Annotated in this window: 18 protein-coding genes; 5 read left to right on the top strand and 13 right to left on the bottom strand. The window is 68.5% G+C overall.

What is annotated here, in order from left to right:
- Positions 1-5: 5 nt before the first annotated feature.
- Positions 6-878: a serine hydrolase domain-containing protein gene (locus ACFY9N_RS06905; protein ID WP_391477654.1), complete on the top strand. Its 873-nt coding sequence runs from the start codon at positions 6-8 to the stop codon at positions 876-878.
- Positions 879-898: 20 nt separating this feature from the next.
- Here the strand turns inward: ACFY9N_RS06905 and efeB are convergent, their stop codons facing one another.
- The 3 genes from efeB to efeU are packed head-to-tail and all read right to left on the bottom strand — an operon-like array spanning position 899 to position 4429.
- Positions 899-2212, bottom strand: a complete 1314-nt coding sequence (gene efeB, locus ACFY9N_RS06900) for an iron uptake transporter deferrochelatase/peroxidase subunit (protein WP_391477653.1) — start codon at positions 2210-2212, stop codon at positions 899-901.
- Between the two features lie 34 nt (positions 2213-2246).
- Complete coding sequence (gene efeO, locus ACFY9N_RS06895) at positions 2247-3479, bottom strand: iron uptake system protein EfeO (RefSeq protein ID WP_391477651.1); 1233 nt, start codon at positions 3477-3479, stop codon at positions 2247-2249.
- Positions 3476-4429, bottom strand: coding sequence for an iron uptake transporter permease EfeU (efeU, locus tag ACFY9N_RS06890; RefSeq protein ID WP_391477650.1), 954 nt, complete (start codon positions 4427-4429; stop codon positions 3476-3478). The genes efeO and efeU overlap by 4 nt, the downstream gene beginning before the upstream one ends.
- Before the next feature lie 121 nt (positions 4430-4550).
- Between efeU and ACFY9N_RS06885 the strand changes: the two genes are divergently transcribed.
- Entirely contained in the window at positions 4551-5555 is a 1005-nt protein-coding gene (locus tag ACFY9N_RS06885) for an isopenicillin N synthase family dioxygenase (protein WP_391477648.1), read from the top strand.
- Positions 5556-5558: 3 nt separating this feature from the next.
- On the opposite strand, the gene ACFY9N_RS06880 is transcribed toward ACFY9N_RS06885, so the two are convergent.
- The 3 genes from ACFY9N_RS06880 to rpsO all read right to left on the bottom strand — a co-directional run bounded on the left by ACFY9N_RS06880 (position 5559) and on the right by rpsO (position 7174).
- Entirely contained in the window at positions 5559-5882 is a 324-nt protein-coding gene (locus tag ACFY9N_RS06880) for a transcriptional regulator (RefSeq protein WP_391477646.1), read from the bottom strand.
- Positions 5875-6747: a hypothetical protein gene (locus ACFY9N_RS06875; RefSeq protein WP_391477645.1), complete on the bottom strand. Its 873-nt coding sequence runs from the start codon at positions 6745-6747 to the stop codon at positions 5875-5877. Before ACFY9N_RS06875 ends, ACFY9N_RS06880 begins: the two co-directional genes overlap by 8 nt.
- A 157-nt stretch (positions 6748-6904) precedes the next feature.
- Complete coding sequence (gene rpsO / locus ACFY9N_RS06870) at positions 6905-7174, bottom strand: 30S ribosomal protein S15 (RefSeq protein ID WP_017203073.1); 270 nt, start codon at positions 7172-7174, stop codon at positions 6905-6907.
- Between the two features lie 189 nt (positions 7175-7363).
- On the opposite strand from rpsO, the gene ACFY9N_RS06865 reads away from it, so the two are divergent.
- The gene (locus ACFY9N_RS06865; RefSeq protein WP_391477643.1) at positions 7364-8656 is read left to right on the top strand and encodes an MFS transporter; all 1293 of its coding nucleotides are present in this window, start codon (positions 7364-7366) and stop codon (positions 8654-8656) included.
- A gap of 28 nt (positions 8657-8684) precedes the next feature.
- Here the strand turns inward: ACFY9N_RS06865 and ACFY9N_RS06860 are convergent, their stop codons facing one another.
- From ACFY9N_RS06860 to ACFY9N_RS06850, 3 genes are all read right to left on the bottom strand, one after another.
- Positions 8685-9239: a YceI family protein gene (locus ACFY9N_RS06860; protein WP_391477641.1), complete on the bottom strand. Its 555-nt coding sequence runs from the start codon at positions 9237-9239 to the stop codon at positions 8685-8687.
- 151 nt (positions 9240-9390) lie between these two features.
- The gene (locus tag ACFY9N_RS06855; RefSeq protein ID WP_391477640.1) at positions 9391-9759 is read right to left on the bottom strand and encodes an FKBP-type peptidyl-prolyl cis-trans isomerase; all 369 of its coding nucleotides are present in this window, start codon (positions 9757-9759) and stop codon (positions 9391-9393) included.
- Between the two features lie 203 nt (positions 9760-9962).
- Positions 9963-11393, bottom strand: coding sequence for a PrsW family intramembrane metalloprotease (locus ACFY9N_RS06850; protein WP_391477638.1), 1431 nt, complete (start codon positions 11391-11393; stop codon positions 9963-9965).
- 89 nt (positions 11394-11482) lie between these two features.
- Between ACFY9N_RS06850 and ACFY9N_RS06845 the strand changes: the two genes are divergently transcribed.
- Positions 11483-12352, top strand: a complete 870-nt coding sequence (locus ACFY9N_RS06845) for a fumarylacetoacetate hydrolase family protein (RefSeq protein ID WP_391477637.1) — start codon at positions 11483-11485, stop codon at positions 12350-12352.
- Between the two features lie 84 nt (positions 12353-12436).
- Here the strand turns inward: ACFY9N_RS06845 and ACFY9N_RS06840 are convergent, their stop codons facing one another.
- The 4 genes from ACFY9N_RS06840 to ACFY9N_RS06825 all read right to left on the bottom strand — a co-directional run bounded on the left by ACFY9N_RS06840 (position 12437) and on the right by ACFY9N_RS06825 (position 16592).
- Positions 12437-13897 (bottom strand): aspartate ammonia-lyase, encoded by a 1461-nt coding sequence (locus ACFY9N_RS06840; RefSeq protein ID WP_391477636.1) that lies wholly within the window; start codon positions 13895-13897, stop codon positions 12437-12439.
- 88 nt (positions 13898-13985) lie between these two features.
- A complete protein-coding gene (locus tag ACFY9N_RS06835; RefSeq protein ID WP_391477635.1) occupies positions 13986-14894 on the bottom strand; it encodes a phosphodiesterase in 909 nt (302 codons plus the stop codon).
- Between the two features lie 46 nt (positions 14895-14940).
- Complete coding sequence (locus tag ACFY9N_RS06830; protein WP_391477634.1) at positions 14941-15276, bottom strand: peptidase; 336 nt, start codon at positions 15274-15276, stop codon at positions 14941-14943.
- Positions 15273-16592: an anion permease gene (locus tag ACFY9N_RS06825; RefSeq protein ID WP_391477633.1), complete on the bottom strand. Its 1320-nt coding sequence runs from the start codon at positions 16590-16592 to the stop codon at positions 15273-15275. Before ACFY9N_RS06825 ends, ACFY9N_RS06830 begins: the two co-directional genes overlap by 4 nt.
- Before the next feature lie 155 nt (positions 16593-16747).
- Here ACFY9N_RS06825 and ACFY9N_RS06820 point away from each other — a divergent pair, with 155 nt between their 5' ends.
- Positions 16748-18844 (top strand): S9 family peptidase, encoded by a 2097-nt coding sequence (locus tag ACFY9N_RS06820; protein WP_391477632.1) that lies wholly within the window; start codon positions 16748-16750, stop codon positions 18842-18844.
- The last annotated feature ends 2 nt before the right edge of the window (positions 18845-18846 follow it).

Genomic DNA, 18846 nt, shown 5'->3' with positions numbered 1-18846 from the left:
AGCACGTGACCCGAGCCTCGACACTCCGCGACCGTATCGTCCGCGAGATCGAGAGCAGCGGTTTCGGCGCCCTCGGACTCCACGTCCTCGCGGGTGACGACAGCGCCGAGCATCGCTGGGCGGCCGATGAGCGCATCGACATCCAGTCCGTCGCCAAGGGCGTGTGCGTGCTCGCCGCGGGCATGGCCGCCGATGAAGGGCTGATCTCCGTCGATGCACCCGTGGCGGCAACCGTCCCCGGATGGCAGCTCGGCGCGGGCGTCGACGAGGTCACGCTGCGCGACCTGCTCACGATGTCGAGCGGAATCGATCTCCCCTGGTCCGAGACGATGATGACGGACTGGCCCGACCTCGCGGCCGAGTTCCTGAGCCGACCGACGTCCGGACGCGACTTCCAGTACTCCAACGCGAGCACGTACACCGCGATGCGTGTGCTCGCCGAGCACGTGGGCGATGTGCACGCCTACCTCGAACCGCGGCTGTTCGCTCCGCTCGGCATCCGAGACGCGCAGTGGGAGCGATGCCCGAACGGCCGGATCATCGCCGGCGGCGGACTCTTCCTGCGCACCGAGGAGATGGCTCGGATCGGACGCCTCATCCGCGATCGCGGCGAATGGCAGGGGCATCGCCTGATCGATGCGCAGTGGATCGACCGGATGCACTCCGAGTGGGTGCCGTGCGGCGAATCCCCCGGCTACGAGCGGTATGCCTTTGCCGGGTGGGATGGCCCCGGCCCGGGATGGCGACTGCACGGCGCCTACGGGCAGCTGCTGATCTTCGTCGACGACACGGTCGTCACGATCACCGCCGAGGACCACGCCGGAGCGGATGCCGTCGCCGCCACGATCATGCATATGATCGCGGACGGACTCGCCTGACGCACCCGTAGGGCACGGGCTCAGGCGAAGAGCTCGGCCCCGATGTACGACCCTGCCGTCGCACCACGCGGGATCGCCCAGATCCCCGATCCGACGTGGCGCAGGTACTCGTTCATGAGATCGGTCGACAACCGACGCTGCAGCGTGATGAACTGCGTGGGGTCGCGCTGGTACGAGAGGAAGAAGAGCCCCGCGTCCAGCCGACCGAGGTCGTTGTTCCCGTCGACGTAGTTGTACCCGCGCCGCAGGATACGGATGCCGTCGTTCTGCTCGGGGTGCGCCAGACGCACGTGGGCGTTGGCGTCGATCGCGGGTCCCGCGAAGTCCGGTTCGGTGAATTCCGTGCCACCGGAGAGCGGCGCCCCGGCACCCTTGTCCCTTCCGATGATCGCGTCCTGCTCCGACAGCCGCACGCGGTCCCAGGTCTCGATCAGCATCGCGATCTTGCGGGCGACGAGATACGAACCGCCCGCCATCCATGCCGGCTCATCGGAGCCCGCGACCCAGACGTGGGCGTCGAGCGCGGCCGTGTCGTCGGCGAGGATGTTCGCGGTGCCGTCCTTGAACCCGAAGAGATTGCGCGGCGTGGCCTGGGCGGCCGTGGTGCGCGACGTCTTGCCGAAACCCAGCTGCGACCAGCGCAGGCGGGCACGGCCGAAGGCGATGCGGCTGAGGTTGCGGATCGCGTGCACGGCGACCTGAGGATCGTCGGCGCACGCCTGGATGCAGAGGTCTCCGTGCGAGGTCTGCGGGTCGAGGTCGTCGCCGAGGAAGGCCGGCAGCCGTTCGAGGCCCGCGGGCCGGAGCGCGGCGATCCCGTACCGGTCACCGTCCTCGTTCTCGAACAACCCCGGACCGAAGCCGATCGTGATCGTGAGTCCGGCGGCCGGAAGACCCTGCGCCTCGCCGGTGTCGTCCGGCGGCTCCTCCGCCGAGCCGCCCACGGCGCCCGTCGCGCTGACCTCGAGACCCTGGGTGATGCGGGATGCGGCGTACGACCAGTCCTGCAGCAGCGAGACGAGATCATCGCGATCCGTGCGGGGCATCATGTCGAACGCGGCGAAGTGAAGATGATCCTGCACCGGCGTCGTGATCCCCGCCTGGTGCTCCCCGAAGAAGTCGTACGCGGCGAGGGAGTCCTCCGCGGCCCGTGAGCGCCCGAGGGCGACGCCGCCGGCGAGGCCGGCTCCCGAGCCCACGGCCAGGCCCGCGACTCCCCCGCCGATCGCGAGGCCGAGCAGACCCCGGCGGCTCAGGCCGGTCGGAGCGGATGCCGCGGCCACCGCCTCGTCGGAGGACGAGTCGGCCGCGGCATCCGCTCCTGTGTCGTTCACGTGGGTGATCGTACCGTTCCGTCGATGCCCGAGCTCACTCGAGCACGGTGCCGGTGAGCTGCGAGAGCGGCTCGGCCAGCGCGTTGATGAGGTCGGTGAACTCGCGCTTGTCGGCGTCGGTGAGCTCGGAGTACCCGACGAAGCCATCGGTCAGCGAGCCGTGGGCCGCGAGCGACTCCTCGAGCGCCGCGTAGCCGGACTCGATCTCCGCGACGAGAGCGGCACCGTCCTCGCCCTGCGCCTCGGCGAAGTCCTGGACCAGCGAGAACGCCATCTTGGATCCCTCGACGTTCGCCGCGAAGTCGTAGAGGTCGGTCCCCGACCACCAGTCCTCCTCGCCCGAGATCTTGCCCGTGGCGACCTCGTCGAGCAGCGCAATGGCACCGTTCGAGATCCCGCCGATACCCTGATCATCGAGCGTCTCGGTGAAGTCGTCGGAGTGGACGTAGTCGTACAGCTCCTGCACGTCGGCGAGCAGCAGGTCACCGAAGTCGGCGCGCTCCTCGGGTGTCGACGGCGCCCAGTCCTGCCAGGCGGGCGTCTCGCCGTCCGCGTTCAGCGCATCCTGCGCCGGAACCCAGAGGTCCTTCTCGATGCGGTGGAAGCCCGTCCAGTCCAGGCCCTCGGCCACAGCATCGACCTCGCGGTAGTCGATGCGCGGATCGAGGTCGCCGAGTGCCTCGGCGACCGGCTCGATGCGCTCGTAGAACGCGCGCGTGAGGGGGAACAGCTCTCGGGCCGTCTCGTCGTCGCCGGCCTCGTACGCCGCGACGAGGTCCTCGACGGCCGGAACGAGCTGCCCGACCTGGTCCTTCACGAACGCGGCGTAGAGGTCGACGGCCTGCTGCTTCTGCTCGGCGTCGGGACCGTCGATCGTGACGCGCTCACCGGTCACGGTGAACGCGGACTTGCCGACGCCCTCGCCGATCATCCCGGGCTTGCAAAGCGTGAAGTAATCGCCGGGCTGCGCCACGACGGTGAGCGTGCGCGATGCGGAGGGGGCGATGTTCTCGACCTCGCCGACGATCCGCAGGCCGTCATCGGCGAGCAGGTAGAACTCCGAGACCTGACCGCTGTCGTTGGTGACCTCGAATGTCAGGGTGCCGCTCTCGGCCATGGTGCCCGAGACCGTGCACGCGCTGTCGGTCGACGAGACGTCGAAGGCCGCGCCGGCGGCGACATCGCTCTTCGCGACGCAGCCGCTGAGCACGAGCGCTGCCGCGCCCGTCGCGGCGACGGCGCCGAGGATCCGGTGAGAGGTGGTCATGCTGCTCCTTGCTGTGTGGGTGAGGAAACCGATGCATCCGCGGCGCTCGAGGAGACGGCCGGGGCGGGTGCCGAGGGACGACGCGAGCGGAGACCGCGCACGAAGAGGAAGCCGACGACGGCGATGTAGATGACCCAGGCGGTCACCTGAAGCCAAGTCATCCGCGGCATGAAGCCGACGGTGGCCTGGAGGATGGCGGCCCAGGCGCTGTCCGGCGCGATCGTCGAGGTCACGTCGAACGCCCACCCGAACGGGAAGGCCTGCCAGCCGACGGCCACGGTTCCGGTCACGGCGTCGATGGGGGCGGCAGCCGTGAACGGCCCGGGCAACGCACCCGCCTCCTGCAGATCCATGAACGCGTACGCGAGCACACCGCCGGCGACGAGCACCAGGAAGCCGCCCGTCCAGGCGAAGAAGCGCCGCAGGTCGAGACGCACGGCACCGCGCGCGATCAGAGCGCCGATCACGATGGCCGCGGCGAGACCCAGGAGCGCTCCGAGCAGAGCGGACGGCGCGTCGCCGAAGGACTGCACCATCGACCACAGCAGCAGGGTGGTCTCGATCCCCTCCCGGGCGACCGAGACGAAGCCGATCGCGACGAGAGCCCACAGTCCGCCCTGAGTGAGGGCGCGGTCGATGCCGCCCTCGAGCGTCGCCTTCATCGTGCGCCCGGCCTTCTGCATCCAGAAGATCATCCAGGTCACCATCGCCACCGCGAGCAGCGACAGGAGCCCACCGATCAGTTCCTGAGCCACGAACGTGAGCTCGTACGCCCCGAACGTCAGCACGGCACCGATGCCGAGCGCGAGAGCGATGGCGAGGCCGACGCCGACCCACAGACGGGGCAACACGTCGCGTCGTCCGAGGCGGCCGAGGTAGGCGACGAGGATGCCGACGACGAGGGCGGCTTCCAGGCCTTCACGGAGGCCGATGAGGAATGTGGCGAGCACGGGGGAACTCTCTGCAGAATATTACTGAGGTAAGGCATCCCTTACCTACGAGACTGTAGCACCGCGGTAATCCTCCGCAATACACGTCCCTCTCAACATCGCACCGACGTACTCTCGTGCAATGGCTGAACTCTCGCTTCCGATCCTCGACCTCTCCCAGCTCGACGAGGGCCCCGCTGCCGCCGCGCGCTTCCGCGACGAGCTGCGCGCCGCCACGCACGACGTGGGATTCTTCTACCTCACCGGCACGGGCATCTCCCCCGAGCTCGAATCGCGCCTGCACCAGGCCGCCCTCGACTTCTTCGCGCTGCCCGAGGCCGACAAGCTGGCGATCGAGAACGTCAACAGCCCGCACTTCCGCGGATACACACGCATCGGCGGCGAGCGGACCCAGGGCAAGGTCGACTGGCGCGAACAGATCGACATCGGCCCCGAACGCGACGCGATCGACGGCGGCCCGGCGTTCAACCGCTTGATCGGCCCGAACCTCTGGCCCTCCGCACAGCCCGAGTTGCAGGAGATCGTCGCCGAATGGCATGCAACCCTCTCCGAGGTCGCACGCAAGCTCCTGCGCGCCTGGGCCGAGACCCTCGGTGCCGACGCCTCCTACTTCGATGAGCACTTCGGCGAGCCCTCGACCTTGATCAAGATCGTCCGCTACCCCGGCACGCACGAGCCGGAACCTCAGCAGGGCGTCGGTGCCCACAAGGACTCCGGTGTGCTCACGCTGCTGTGGGTCGAGCCCGGCAAGGGCGGCCTGCAGGTCGAGCGCGACGGCGAGTGGGTCGACGCTCCCCCTGTGCCCGGAGCCTTCGTCGTGAACATCGGCGAGCTCCTCGAGTACGCGACCGGCGGGTACCTCAAGGCCACCAACCACCGCGTCGTCTCTCCGCAGGCACCGAACGAGCGCATCTCGATCCCGTTCTTCTTCAACCCCGCACTCGACAAGCGTCTGCCCCTGATCGAGCTCCCAGCCGACCTCGCCGCCGCCGCCACCGGGGTGACCGAGGATCCGGCGAACCCGATCCACGCCCTCTACGGCGAGAACGCCCTGAAGTCGCGACTGCGCGCGCATCCCGACGTCGCGGCGATCCACCACGCCGACCTGGTGGGTACCGGTGCCTGAGCCTCAGATCGTCGCGCCGCCTCCCTGCGCGACGATCTCCCGCAACGCCTGCAGGTGACCGGCGAACGCGTCGCGTCCCTCGCGGGTCGAGTGCACCCAGGTGCGCTGTCGGCCGCCCAGACTCGCCTTGCGGGCCGTGGCGTAACCGGCGGCCTGCAGGTGGCTGATCGCTTTGCTCAGCGGCGAGTCGGCGCACTGCAGGATCTCCCGCAGCGTCGCGAAGTCGAGTTCGATCCCGTCACCGAGCGTCGCCAGCAGCGAGAACCGGAGCGGCGACGCGAAGTTGTCATCGAGACGCGTGCGGGGGTGTGGGGCCGGATCAGCCACGCAGATCACGCCCCGGCACGAACGACAGTCCCCCGAAGAGCAGCACGACGCCGCATCCGACGATCACACCCGCCGTCGCTTCACCCTCCGCTCCCCCGCGGCCGAACAGCGTCAGAGCGACCAGCGCAGTGGCGGCGATAGCGAGCCCCGTCTCGTGCGGCCACCGCCACCGCGCGCCGAGGGCGGGGAGACCGAGATCGGTGGCGCCGGCGCACAACCAGGCGAGCACGCACAGAGCGATCAACAACAGGAGCACGCTCGCGAGCACGCCCTCGGGGGCGGCGGCGAGCATGAGAAGTGCTGCGAACACGGCGCCGACGCCGACCGTGCCGGCACGGGCACCCCTCGGCAAGGGAGTGCGAGGCGCAGCCGGTCGGTGCGGATCGTTCGACGCGCGCGCGAGTTGGACGGCGCCATACCCGCCGAGCGCAGCGAGAACCAGCGCTCCTGGGAGCACGACCATCACCCACGGAGCTTCGGGCGCGAAAACGGCGACACCGAAGGTGACGAGCGCGGCCACCATGATGACCGCCCCAACGACGACCACCTGCCAGCGACCCCGCGTGAGACGCCACTGCAGCCCGCTGCGCTGGGCGGCACCACTGAGGATCTGACCGTAGACGAGGAAGGCGAAGAGAAGCACCTGCGCTCCACCGTCCGGCGATCGTCGCAGCGCGATCACGCTGGCGACGAGGAAGGCCGCCGTGACCACCGCGTTGAGGATCTGCAGTCGGGCGATCGCGCGTCGATCGACGGCGCGATCGCGGCGCACGGCAACGGCATCCGCCTCGTCGAGATATCGGCGCGCCGTCTCCGCATCGGGCGGCACGAGAGCGTCATGCCCGGGGACGGGCTTCTGATCCATTGGTCGACCTCCTCCACTTTCCAATCGGAAAGCTCCATACTTTCCTACGGGAAAGTCGAGGCGGGATCAACCCCTCCGTGAACGCCGAAGGCCGCCCCACACCTGGGGCGGCCTTCTCAAGAATGTTTTGCGCGATTGTACGCTGGCGTGCTCTGCCTTATCGACGGAGACCCAGGCGAGCGATCAGCGAGCGGTAACGCTCGATGTCGACGCTCTGGAGGTAGCCGAGGAGACGACGGCGCTGACCGACGAGCAGGAACAGACCACGACGTGAGTGGTGGTCGTGCTTGTGCTCCTTCAGGTGCTCGGTGAGGTCCTTGATGCGCTGCGTCAGCATTGCGGCCTGCACCTCGGGGGATCCGGTGTCACCGGGGTGCGTCGCGTACTCTTCGATGATCGCCTTCTTGACGTCTGCTTCGAGTGCCATAGATTCGATCCCCTTTCAGCTTGTTGCGCGGCGCCCGACGCCTGATGCGAGGGCTCTCTTTATCCGCGGCCGATCAAACGGCAACCTGAAGAGTCTACCAGCAGCGAGCCCCTGTCGACGACCGCCATTCGCGCCCTCCGCAGCACGCCTCGGATACGCTCGAGAGGTGCAGTACGGCCAGGCCCCGCAATGAGCGGATCACGCGGACACTTCATCGACCTCTCCCCTCTGAAGGCGAGCCCCGCGTTCGCCCGCATGTGGATCGGCTCGGCCCTCGCCGGCATCGGAGGGCAGCTGACTCTCGTCACGGTGATGCTGCACGTGTTCAGCCTCACCGGCAGCACCTTCGCGGTCTCGATGATCGCGGTCGCCGGGCTCGTCCCGATGATCCTCGCGGGCCTCTACGGAGGAATGCTCGCGGACGCCTTCGACCGGCGTCGCGTCGCACTGATCGCCGCGACCGTCACCTTCGCCTCGACCGCGCTGCTCGCGACGCTGACGTGGATGGGGTCGGAGACCATCTGGTGGCTGTACGCCCTGAGCATGATCACCGCCGCCGCGAACTCGGTCGGCATGGCGACGCGCACCGCGATCGTCCCCCGCCTCATCCCACGCGATCTGCTCGCCCCGGCATCCGCCCTGAACGGGATCTCCATGGGCCTCACCGTCATGGCCGGCCCGGCCATCGCCGGGGTGCTGGTCGCCCTCACCGGGTACGGGTGGACCTACACGATCGACGTCGTCCTCATGCTGTCGATGTTCCTCGGACTCTGGACCCTGCCCGCGCTCCGCCCCGAGGGCGACATCGTGCGCCCGGGACTCGCGTCGCTCGTCGACGGGTGGCGTTTCCTGCGCCGAGCCGGCAACATCCGCATGCAGTACGTCCTCGACATCATCGCGATGACGTTCGGGCAGCCCCTCGTTCTCTTCCCGGCGCTCGGCACGATCCTGCTCGGCGGCGGGGCGGTCACGACCGGCCTCCTCACCGCGGCGGTGGCCCTGGGGACCTTCGCCTCGAGCCTGTTCTCCGGGCGTGTGGTGCAGTATCGGTGGCACGGCCGGGGCATCGCTCGCGCCGTCCAGGCATACGGGGCATCGATCCTGGCATTCGGACTCGTGTTGCTCGTCGGCGTCTTCCTCCCACCGGCGTCCGAGACCGCCCCGAACGTCGCACTCATCGCCGTCGCCGGCGTCGCACTCGCGTTCTCGGGTGCGGCGGACAACGTGAGCGCGATCTACCGCAACACCATGATGCAGGCCGCCGTCCCCGACACCATGCGCGGTCGTCTCCAGGGCGTCTTCATCGTCGTCGTCGCGGGCGGGCCGCGCGTCGGAGCGCTCTACGCCGGCACGCTCTCGACGTTCACCGCCCTCTGGTTCCCGCCGCTGCTGGGCGGGCTGCTGGTGATCGGTCTCGTCGCGATCCTCGTCCGCCGCAGCCCGCGTTTCCGCGCCTACGACGCGGAGAACCCCGAGCCGTGATCGGCCCGGGGTCCTCATCGCACGCAGATCAGTCCTGCTGCAGAGCGGCCTGCAGGTCGAGGTTGATCGTCACGTCCTTGCCGACGAGCACGCCACCGGTCTCGAGGGCAGCGTTCCACGTCAGGCCGAAGTCCTCGCGGTTGATGACGGCCTTGGCCGACGCGCCGGCCTTGTAGTTGCCCCACGGGTCGGATCCGAAGCCACCGAAGTCGACCTCGAAGCTGACGGGCTTGGTGATGCCGCGGATGGTGAGGTCGCCGTCGACGAAGAGCTCACCGTTCTCGGCACGGGCACCGGTGGAGACGAAGTCCATGGTCGGGAAGTTCTCGGTGTCGAAGAAGTCGGCCGAGCGCAGGTGCTGGTCGCGGCCCTCGTCCTTCGTGTCGACGGACGAGACGTCGACGCTCGCCTCGACGGTCGTCTCGAGCGGGTTCTCGGGGGCGGTCAGCGTCGCGCTCTTCACACCGAACGTGCCGCGCACCTTCGAGATCATCATGTGGCGGACGCTGAAGGTGACCTCGCTGTGGGACGGGTCGAGGACGTACGTGCCGGGGCGGTAGCCGGGGATGTCGATGCTGGTCATGGGATCTCCTTGGGACGTGGGGGCCGCTCGTGTCGCGACAGGAAAGGGAACCGTGCCCTCGAAAGATATATTCCCATGAATAAGAATCTCCTGAGTGCAACAAAAGACGCCCCGCCCGCGAACGGGACGAGGCGTCTTCGTGAACGTCGGATCAGCCGACGGCGACGAGGTCGATGATGAAGATCAGCGACTTGCCGGAGAGGAAGTGTCCTCCGCCGGCCGGGCCGTAGGCGAGGTGCGGCGGGATGGTGAGCTCACGACGTCCGCCGACCTTCATGCCGGGGATACCGTCCTGCCAGCCCTGGATCAGGCCGCGCAGGGGGAACTGGATGGTCTCGCCGCGGCCCCACGAGGAGTCGAACTCCTCGCCGGACTCGAACTCGACACCGGCGTAGTGGACGGTGACGGTGTCACCGGGCTTGGCCTCGGCGCCGTCACCCTCGATGATGTCGCGGATGACCAGCTCTGCGGGCGCAGGACCGGTGGGGGCGTCGAACTCGGGCTTCGTACGATCAGTCATGACTCCATCAAACCCGAGGTGACGGCGAACGGTCAACGCGACCGCACCTGCTCACAGCGAACACCCGAGGAAGTCACCCTTGACACTCCTCGGAGGCGGGTGCACCCTGGTTTCAGACCAACTCAGCGCCCGGGAGACATGCAGGCATCGCCGCAGCACCGGGCGCTGAGTCTGTCCGGGGGAACCGGTTCGTGCCGGACCGCTCAGTACGCGAGCAACGCGGCACGCGTCGCGCGAGTGCGGATGAGGAGCGCGCGCTCGTCTTCGGACGCCAGCGGATCGCGTCCGGTGATGGCCCGCTGACGAACGGATGCCAGCGTCGTCGCGTCCTTGATGAACTCCCGCATGAGCGGTCGACGATCCCCGCGCAACCGCGCGGCCCAGGCCATCCCGACCTTGCGACCGGCCGGAGTCGCGAGCATCGTCACCTCCTCGGGGGTGAACCACCCGGCGGCCGCGTAGTCACCCAGACGTGCCTTCGTCAGACGCGCCTCCTCACGGCGCAGCGCGACGATGCCGATGATGAACCCGGCGAACAGCGGCACCTGCAACGTGAAGTACAGCAGGAAGAAGTCGGCGTACGTCGCGGATCCGTTCCACAGCGCGTGCAGCAGGATCGCCCCGAGGAGACCGAGGAGCCCGGCCCCGAACGCCGCCCACGCCGAGGAGTGACGCCGGGCCGCCAGCCCGATCGCGAGACCCGTCAACGAGGTGAACATCGCATGGGCGAAGGGCGAGAGGAGCGCGCGCACGACGAACGTCACCGAGAGCTGCTCTCCCCCGCCCTCGATCAGGCTGATCGCGAAGTACTGGATGTTCTCGGTGAAGGCGAAGCCCGCGCCTACGAGCGCGCCGTAGACGACGCCGTCGATGGGACCGTCGAACGCGCGGCGAGCGACGAGGAAGATGAGGAAGACGCCGAAGCCCTTCCAGAACTCCTCGACGATCGGAGCCTGCACGACCGCGGCGATCTCTTCGGAGCGGAAGCCGAAGGCGAGGGTGAGCGCGAGATCCACCAGCAGGGTGAGACCGACGGCGGCGATGGCACCCCACGCGATCGCGAAGATCACGAGACTCTTGGGCTCGGGCTCCCACCGGTCGATCAGGCGCACCCCGAGGAAGACGATCGCGAGAGGGATGAGCGCGAGGACCAGCCCGATGACGGATGCCGAGGGCCCGAGTGCCACGACGAAGTAGCCGATCAGCGCCAGGAGCAGCAGACCGAGGAACCCGAAGAGCCAGATCGAGACGCTGCGCCCCTTGCGCGTCGGCACCGGAAGAGCGGGCAGCCCCTCGGCGGGCGAAGGCGCGGCCGGCGCGGGCGGGGTATAGGGAGTCGGCTGCGCGAGGGCGGAGGCGTACACCGGCTGCTGCGAGAACTGTCGGGGCGTGTACGCCGACTGGGCGTACTGCTGCTGCGAGAACTGCGGGGCGGGAGGCTGCTGCGGGGTGGGCGCCTGTTGCTGCGGAGCCGGAGGCTGAGGAGGTGTGGCGGGGGCGTACGCCGGCGGCTGGGGCGGTGCGGCGGGGGCGTACTGCGGAGGAGCGGGCTGCGCTGCAGGCGAGGGCTGCGGAGCCGGCGGCGGCGTGTACGGCGAGGGCTGCTGCGGCTGGGACGGTCCTCCGAAACTCATAGCCACGAGCATAGGGGCCGGAGCGGTGCCGGTCGCGGTATACCGGACGCCTCCACTGACCGGCCGCGACCACCGGGTAGCGTAGAGGCATGCGGTTCGCTCATCTGCGCCGTCCGGATTCCCCTTCCGCGGTTCTCGCCGTGGTGGAAGACGCCGACGCCATCCTCGTCTCCGATCTCCTCTCCGACGCTCCGGCGACGCTGCAGCAGCTCATCGAACGCGGGGATGCCGCGCTCGAGCTGCTCCGTTCCGCCCTCGCCGAGGGCACTGCTCCACGGCATCCGCTCGGCGACTGGTCCTTCGCCTCGGCCGTGCTGGCTCCCCCGGCCGTGCTGGCGGTGGGCCTCAACTACGCGGCCCACTCGAGCGAGCTGGGCCTGAAGACCGACGCCGCCCCGACCGTGTTCACCCTGTGGCCCAATTCGCTCAGCGGCCACGAGCAGACGACCTCCTGGCCCCGCGCACTCAGCGAAGCGGTCGACTACGAGGCGGAGCTCGGGGTTCTGATCGGCACGCCGGCCAAGGACGTCACGGCGAGCGATGCACTCTCGCACGTCTGGGGCTACACCGTCGTCAACGACATCACCGCCCGGAACATCCAGTTCGCCGAGGCGCAGTGGTCACGATGCAAGTCCTTCGACGGCTTCACGCCGACGGGCCCCTTCGTCGTCACCGCGGACGAGGTCCCCGATCCCCAGGATCTGCACATCTGGACCGTCGTCGACGGTCACACCGTGCAGGATGCGACGACCGGACAGATGGTGCGCTCGGTCGCGACGCTCATCGCGCACCTCTCTCAGTCGCTGACTCTGCTCCCCGGCACCCTGATCTCGACCGGCAGCCCCGGCGGTGCCGGCTACTCGCGCGACCCGCAGATCTTCCTCCGCGACCGTTCGAGCGTCACCGTCGGCATCGACGGCATCGGCGAACTCACGACGCACTGCCGCATCCTCGACTGACACCATCCGGAAGCGGAATCGAAGAAGGGCGGATGCCGACGCATCCGCCCTTCTTCCGTCTTCGCCCGGAACTCGACCGAGGGGTCAGATCTCGATGAGGTCGTCGGTCGGGATGATCGGGATCGCGGCCGTCACGGCCTCGAGCCCGGACAGGCGTGCGGGCGACAGCTGCTTGGTGACCTCTTCGCGGGACATGAGGCCGGCCTCGACGACGAGATCGGCGACGCTCCGGTTCGTGAGCAGGGCGGTCTTCGCCAGTGCCGCGGCTGCCGCGTAGCCGATGAACGGCGTGAGCGCCGTGATCACACCCACCGAAGCACCGACCATGGTGCCGAGGCGATCACGGTTGGCCGTGATGCCGTCGACGCAGTTCACGCGCAGGGTCCACATCGCCTGGCGCATCCAGGTGATCGACTGGAAGATCGAGTGCGCGATCACCGGCTCGAAGGCGTTGAGCTGCAGCTGCCCGCCCTCGACCGCCATCGTCACCGTCATGTCGGCGCCGACGACCGCGAACGCGACCTGGTTGACGACCTCGGGGATCACGGGGTTGACCTTGCCCGGCATGATGCTCGACCCCGCCTGACGGGCCGGGAGGTTGATCTCACCGAAACCGGCCTGCGGGCCCGACGAGAGCAGGCGCAGGTCGTTGCAGATCTTCGACAGCTTGATCGCGTTGCGCTTGAGAGACGAGGAGAACGACATGAAAGCGCCGGTGTCGCTCGTCGACTCGACGAGGTCGGTGGCGGTCTCCAGGTCGAGTCCGGTGATCTCGCGCAGGTGCTTGAGCACGGCGGGCGCGTAGTCGGAGTGGGTGGTGATCCCGGTGCCGATCGCCGTCGCTCCCATGTTGATCTCGAACATGAGCGAGGCATTCTCGGTGAGCCGGCTGTGATCCTCGCCGAGGGTCGTCGCGAAGCCGTGGAACTCCTGGCCGAGCGTCATCGGCACGGCATCCTGCAACTGCGTCCGGCCGACCTTCAGAACGTCGTGGAACTCCCCAGACTTCGCCAGGAACGAGCGGCGCAGGAGGTCGAGCTCCTCGAGCAGCGCCTGCAGGGTCAGCGACAGCCCGATCTTCACCGCCGTGGGGTACACGTCGTTGGTGGACTGGCTGCGGTTGGTGTGGTCGATCGGCGAGAGGAACGCGTAGTCACCCTTCTCACGCCCCGCCATCTCGAGCGCGATGTTGGTGATGACCTCGTTCGCATTCATGTTCGTCGAGGTGCCGGCACCTCCCTGGATCACGCCGACCGTGAACTGGTCGTGGAACTCGCCGTCGATGACACGCTGGGCCGCGCGGTCGATCAGATCCGCCTTCTCCGGGTCGAGCACGCCGATCTCGCGATTCGCGCGAGCACTGGCCTGCTTGACCATCGCGAGCGCACGGACGAGATCCGGGTAGACCGAGATCGGTCGCTTCGTGATCGGGAAGTTCTCGTCGGCGCGGGCGGTGTGGATGCCCCAGTACGCGTCGGCGGGGATCTCCATGCTGCCGAGGGAGTCGGTCTCAGTACGGGTCAGGGTAGGCGCGGCAGATGCCATGTCACATCCTTGTGGGTCGTGGCGAATGAGTGGAGTGGGGGATGCATCCAGTCTACGCCCGCGTCCTCTCCGCGTTCGGGGTGACTCGTCAGCGCGTCGGCTTCCGTGAGAACGCCTCCAGGCGTGCGTGCGGATCGAGCGCCGCCATCTTCTCGAGCCATGCCTCCGAGAAGTAGTCGCCGGTCTCCGCCGTCGTCACCGGAACGACGGTGTGCGTGATGGTGTCGGGGTAGACGTGCACGAGATTGAACGCCTGCGCGGCATCCATGCCGTTGACCTCGGCCGCGGGGCGGGCGACGTTCATGGTGTAACAGGTGGCGGAGGCCACGCTCACGGGCACCCCGGCGAACACGCCGGTCGAGGAGTAGTGGAGGTGGCCGGCGAGGATTCCGCGCACGTCCCTCCCCCGGATCACTGCCTCGAGCTTCTCCTGATTGCGCAGTTCGAGGATGTCGAACAGCGGCAGATGACTCGGCAGGGGCGGGTGGTGCATGGCCAACAGCGTCCCGTGCGGCGCCGGAGACTCCAGGACACCCGCGAGCCACACGAGCTGGTCGTCGTCGAGGTCTCCGTGATGCCAGCCGGGCACGGACGTGTCGAGGGCGATGATCCGCAGACCGTCGATCTCCCAGACTCCGGTGACGGGTTCCTCCGTCGCGGGCGCGTCCAGCAATCCCGCCCGGAGTGCGGGACGCTCGTCATGGTTGCCCGCGACCCAGATCACCCGCGTCCCGAGTTCCTCGGCGACAGGTTCGACGACGGCACGCAGCCGGCGGTACGCGTCGGGCTCCCCCAGATCGGTCAGATCGCCGGTGAGGACGATCGCCGCCGGGGCGGGGTGCACCGCCCGGATCGCCTCCAGAGTGCGGGCGAACGTGTCGTCGACGTCGAAGCGTCCACCCAGCCGCGCCCCTCCGGCGAGGAAGTGCGGGTCGCTGACATGGATGACGGTGTGCGACGCCGGCTGATGCCGACCGAAGACGTAGGGCCCTGGCATGGCACCAGCCTACGACGGGGGTGTGACGCGCGAGCGCCCTGTCGCCTCAGTGCCCGACGACGATGATGAGGATTCCGGCGATGACCGCGACTCCGCAGAGGGCGAAGCATCCGTACGCACCGACGAGCGACAGGCGCTTCTGACCATCGGTCAACGGGCTCTTGCGGGCAGCCTTGGCGGCCTGCTTCTCGGCCTTCTTGAGGTCCTTCTCGGTGATCACCGTGATCGCGTCGGTGAACTCCGCAGGGCTCACCACGGGGGCGTGCCCGCTCCGCACCAGCAGACGCAGACCCAGCGCGTAGAACGTGACGATCGCGACGGCGCCGATCAGCGCCGCGACGAACACCTGGAAGAAGGCGAGCCAATCGATGGAGACGCTCATTCGCCCGCACCCTTCTCGTTCTCGTCACGCACCGTCGTCGTACTCTTCGTTCGTGCCGCAGGCTTGCCCTGGGCGCGCGCATCGGCCTTCGCCTGCTTGCGGGCTTTCGACTCGGCTTTCGCCTGCTCGATCCGCTGCTGACGACGCGTAGGCGGAGGAGCGTCCGGCAGGTCGACCGCCAGACCGGACTCGGCGACGTCACTCATCGCGTTGGCGTGGGTGACCGCGTCACGGCGCGAGCGCAGGAACAGGCCGATGATGACCACGAGTGCGAGGACCGCGTCGATCGCGATGCCCCATCCCCCGAGCCAGAGCGCGAGAAGAGCCGCCAGAGCACCGACCGCACCGGCTGCCGGAAGGGTGAGGAGCCAACCGATCGCGATGCGGCCCGCGGTCCGCCACCGCACCGTCGACCCGCGGCGTCCCAGACCGGAGCCGATCACCGATCCGGAGGCGACCTGGGTCGTCGAGAGCGCGAAACCGAAGGCGCTCGAGGCGAGGATCGTGGCAGCCGTCGCGCTCTCGGCCGAGAAACCCTGCGCGGGCTTCACGTCGGTGAGGCCCTTGCCGAGCGTGCGGATGATCCGCCAGCCTCCGAGGTACGTGCCGAGAGCGATCGTCACGGCGCAGGCGATGATCACCCAGAGGTACGGATCGGCCTGATCCGCGTTCTGCCATCCCACGGTGATGAGGGCGAGCGTGATGACACCCATGGTCTTCTGCGCGTCGTTCGTGCCGTGCGCGAGGGCGACGAGCGACGACGTGAAGATCTGCCCCCAGCGGAAGCCGTCGCGGCCGTCGGGCTTGCCGTCGTATCGGCGGGTGATCGAGTACGCCGCCTTGGTGGCGACGAAGGCGATGATCCCGGCGGTGACCGGCGCGATCAGCGCGGGAAGGATGATCTTCGACAGCACCATCCCGAAGTCGATGCCCTGCACTCCCACGCCAACGAGCGTGGCACCGATGAGACCGCCGAACAGCGCGTGCGACGAGCTCGAGGGCAGCCCGAGCAGCCACGTGAGCATGTTCCAGGTGATCGCGCCGATGAGTCCGGCGAAGATCATCGGCAGGAAGACGGCGGCTTGGATGCCGTCCTCGTGGATGATGCCGTGCGACACGGTTTTGGAGACCTCCGTCGACAGAAAGGCGCCGACGAGGTTCAGCACCGCGGCGAGGAGCACGGCCGTCTTGGGCTTGAGCGCACCGGTGGCGATGGGCGTGGCCATCGCGTTCGCGGTGTCGTGGAAGCCGTTGGTGAAGTCGAAGAAGAGTGCCAGCAGGATCACCAGCACGACGAGGAGGGCTGCGGTTTCCACCGTTCGCTTTCGGTCGTTGAGGAAGAGGGAGATGTCGACGTGATCGACGTGATGAACGAAGAGTTCACCGTGGGTTTGACTTCCGTTAACCGGCCCCGGTAAATCCTCCCACCGTCGCCGGTGACGGTCAACTCGACCTGGGATAGCGTGGAACGGTGAGCAACGCCCCGATCGCAGACCGACGTTCGACCCTCCGCACGCACCACGGCGACACGTTCGACGACCCGTACGAATGGTTGCGCGAGAAGGAATCCGCCGACGTGGTCGCGCACCTCGAGGCCGAGAACGCGCACACGGAATCGGAGACCGCGCACCTCGCCGGACTCCGCGAGACCCTCTTCGAGGAGATCAGGGGCCGCGTGCAGGAGACCGACCTCTCGGTGCCGACCCGCCGCGGCGACTGGTGGTACTACAGCCGCACCGTCGAGGGAGCGCAGTATGCGATCCACTGCCGCGCGGCGGCCGGCCCGGACGACTGGACTCCCCCGCAGCTGGAGCCGAACGTCGCGGTCCCGGGCGAGATCGTCCTCCTCGACGGCAACGTCGAGGCCGAGGGGCACGAGTTCTTCGCCCTCGGTGCTTTCGACACCTCCGACGACGCGACGAAACTGCTGTGGTCGACGGATTTCGAGGGCGACGAGGTCTACACGATCCGAGTGCGCGACCTCACGACCGGTGAGACGCTCGCCGATGAGATCCCGAACACCGCCGGCGCGTTCTTCACACCCGACGGCTCAGCGATCCTCTACACGACGCGGGACGATGCCTGGCGTCCCGACACCCTGTGGTTGCACGCACTCGGCACGCCGGTGTCGGACGACGTGCAGCTCTTCCACGAGCCGGACGAGAAGTTCTGGCTCGGCGCCGGCATCACCCGTAGCCGAAAGTACCTGGTCATCGGTGTCGGCTCGAGCATCACGAGCGAGGAGTACCTGGTCGATCTCGCCGGTCCTCTCACCGCTGAGCCCCGGATGATCTGGCCGCGGACCGAGGGCGTCGAGTACTCGGTCGAGCACGCGATCGTCGACGGCGAGGACCGGCTCCTCATCCTCCACAACGACGACGCGCTCGACTTCGAACTGGTCTCGGTCGCGGCCGATGCGCCGCAGGGCGCGCGCCGCGTCATCCTGCCGCACGAGCCGGGACGACGGCTGCTCGGTGTCGATGCGTTCCGCGACTTCGCGACGGTCGAGTACCGCGCGGAGGGCCTGGAACGGGTCGGCCTGCTCGACTACACGACGGATGCCGTCACCGACATCGCCTTCGACGAGCCGCTGTACTCCGCCGGAGTGAGCGGCAATCCCGAGTGGCACTCGCCCTTCCTCCGCCTCGGATACACCTCGTTCGTCACCCCGGGCACCGTCTACGACCTCGACCTCGCGACCAAGGAGCTGTTGCTCCGCAAGCGCGTCACCGTGCTCGGCGGGTACGACCCGACCGAGTACGGGCAGCGGCGCGACTGGGCGACGGCTGACGACGGCACCCGCGTGCCGATCTCCCTGGTCTGGAAGAAGCAGTACGGCGCCCCCGGTGAGTCGCCGCGCCCCCTGCACCTTTACGGCTACGGCTCGTACGAGCACTCGATCGACCCGGGATTCTCCGTCGCGCGCCTGTCGGAGCTCGACCGGGGCGTCGTCTTCGCCGTGGCGCACGTGCGCGGCGGCGGCGAGATGGGCCGCCAGTGGTACGAGGACGGCAAGCTGCTGAACAAGCGCAACACGTTCACCGACTTCGTCGCGAGTGCCCGTCACCTCATCGACACCGGCGTCACGGCATCCGACCGGCTGATCGCCGAGGGCGGTAGCGCCGGCGGACTCCTGATGGGCGCGATCACGAACCTCGCCCCCGAGCTGTTCACGGGTGTGCTCGCCGCGGTCCCGTTCGTGGACGCCCTCACCACGATCCTCGACCCCTCGCTCCCCCTCACCGTCATCGAGTGGGACGAGTGGGGCGATCCGTTGCACGACCCCGAGGTCTATGCCTACATGAAGTCGTACTCGCCGTACGAGAACGTCCGCGACGGCGTGCGATACCCGCGCATCCTCGCGGTGACGTCGCTCAACGACACCCGCGTCCTCTACGTGGAGCCCGCGAAGTGGGTCGCACGGCTGCGGGTGGCCGGAGCATCCGATGTCCTTCTCAAGTGCGAGATGGTCGCGGGACACGGCGGGGTCAGCGGGCGGTACAACTCCTGGCGCGAGCGGGCCTTCGAACTCGCTTGGCTGCTCGACACGCTCGGTCTCGCCGACTGACT

It is taken from the genome of Microbacterium sp. NPDC008134 (assembly GCF_042957055.1).
Classification (GTDB): Bacteria; Actinomycetota; Actinomycetes; order Actinomycetales; family Microbacteriaceae; genus Microbacterium.
The sequence above is the reverse complement of the archived record's forward strand: the minus strand, read 5'-3'. Positions and strand labels throughout refer to the sequence as shown.

Excerpts from the sequence above, each read along its gene's own strand:
- ACFY9N_RS06835 (WP_391477635.1), bottom strand. The coding sequence starts at position 14,894 with ATGCCAGGGCCCTACGTCTTCGGTCGGCATCAGCCGGCGTCGCACACC.
- ACFY9N_RS06860 (WP_391477641.1), bottom strand. The coding sequence starts at position 9,239 with ATGACCAGCATCGACATCCCCGGCTACCGCCCCGGCACGTACGTCCTC.
- ACFY9N_RS06845 (WP_391477637.1), top strand. The coding sequence starts at position 11,483 with ATGCGGTTCGCTCATCTGCGCCGTCCGGATTCCCCTTCCGCGGTTCTC.
- efeO (WP_391477651.1), bottom strand. The coding sequence starts at position 3,479 with ATGACCACCTCTCACCGGATCCTCGGCGCCGTCGCCGCGACGGGCGCG.
- ACFY9N_RS06840 (WP_391477636.1), bottom strand. The coding sequence starts at position 13,897 with ATGGCATCTGCCGCGCCTACCCTGACCCGTACTGAGACCGACTCCCTC.
- ACFY9N_RS06885 (WP_391477648.1), top strand. The coding sequence starts at position 4,551 with ATGGCTGAACTCTCGCTTCCGATCCTCGACCTCTCCCAGCTCGACGAG.
- ACFY9N_RS06855 (WP_391477640.1), bottom strand. The coding sequence starts at position 9,759 with ATGACTGATCGTACGAAGCCCGAGTTCGACGCCCCCACCGGTCCTGCG.
- ACFY9N_RS06830 (WP_391477634.1), bottom strand. The coding sequence starts at position 15,276 with ATGAGCGTCTCCATCGATTGGCTCGCCTTCTTCCAGGTGTTCGTCGCG.
- rpsO (WP_017203073.1), bottom strand. The coding sequence starts at position 7,174 with ATGGCACTCGAAGCAGACGTCAAGAAGGCGATCATCGAAGAGTACGCG.
- ACFY9N_RS06875 (WP_391477645.1), bottom strand. The coding sequence starts at position 6,747 with ATGGATCAGAAGCCCGTCCCCGGGCATGACGCTCTCGTGCCGCCCGAT.
- ACFY9N_RS06850 (WP_391477638.1), bottom strand. The coding sequence starts at position 11,393 with ATGAGTTTCGGAGGACCGTCCCAGCCGCAGCAGCCCTCGCCGTACACG.
- ACFY9N_RS06865 (WP_391477643.1), top strand. The coding sequence starts at position 7,364 with ATGAGCGGATCACGCGGACACTTCATCGACCTCTCCCCTCTGAAGGCG.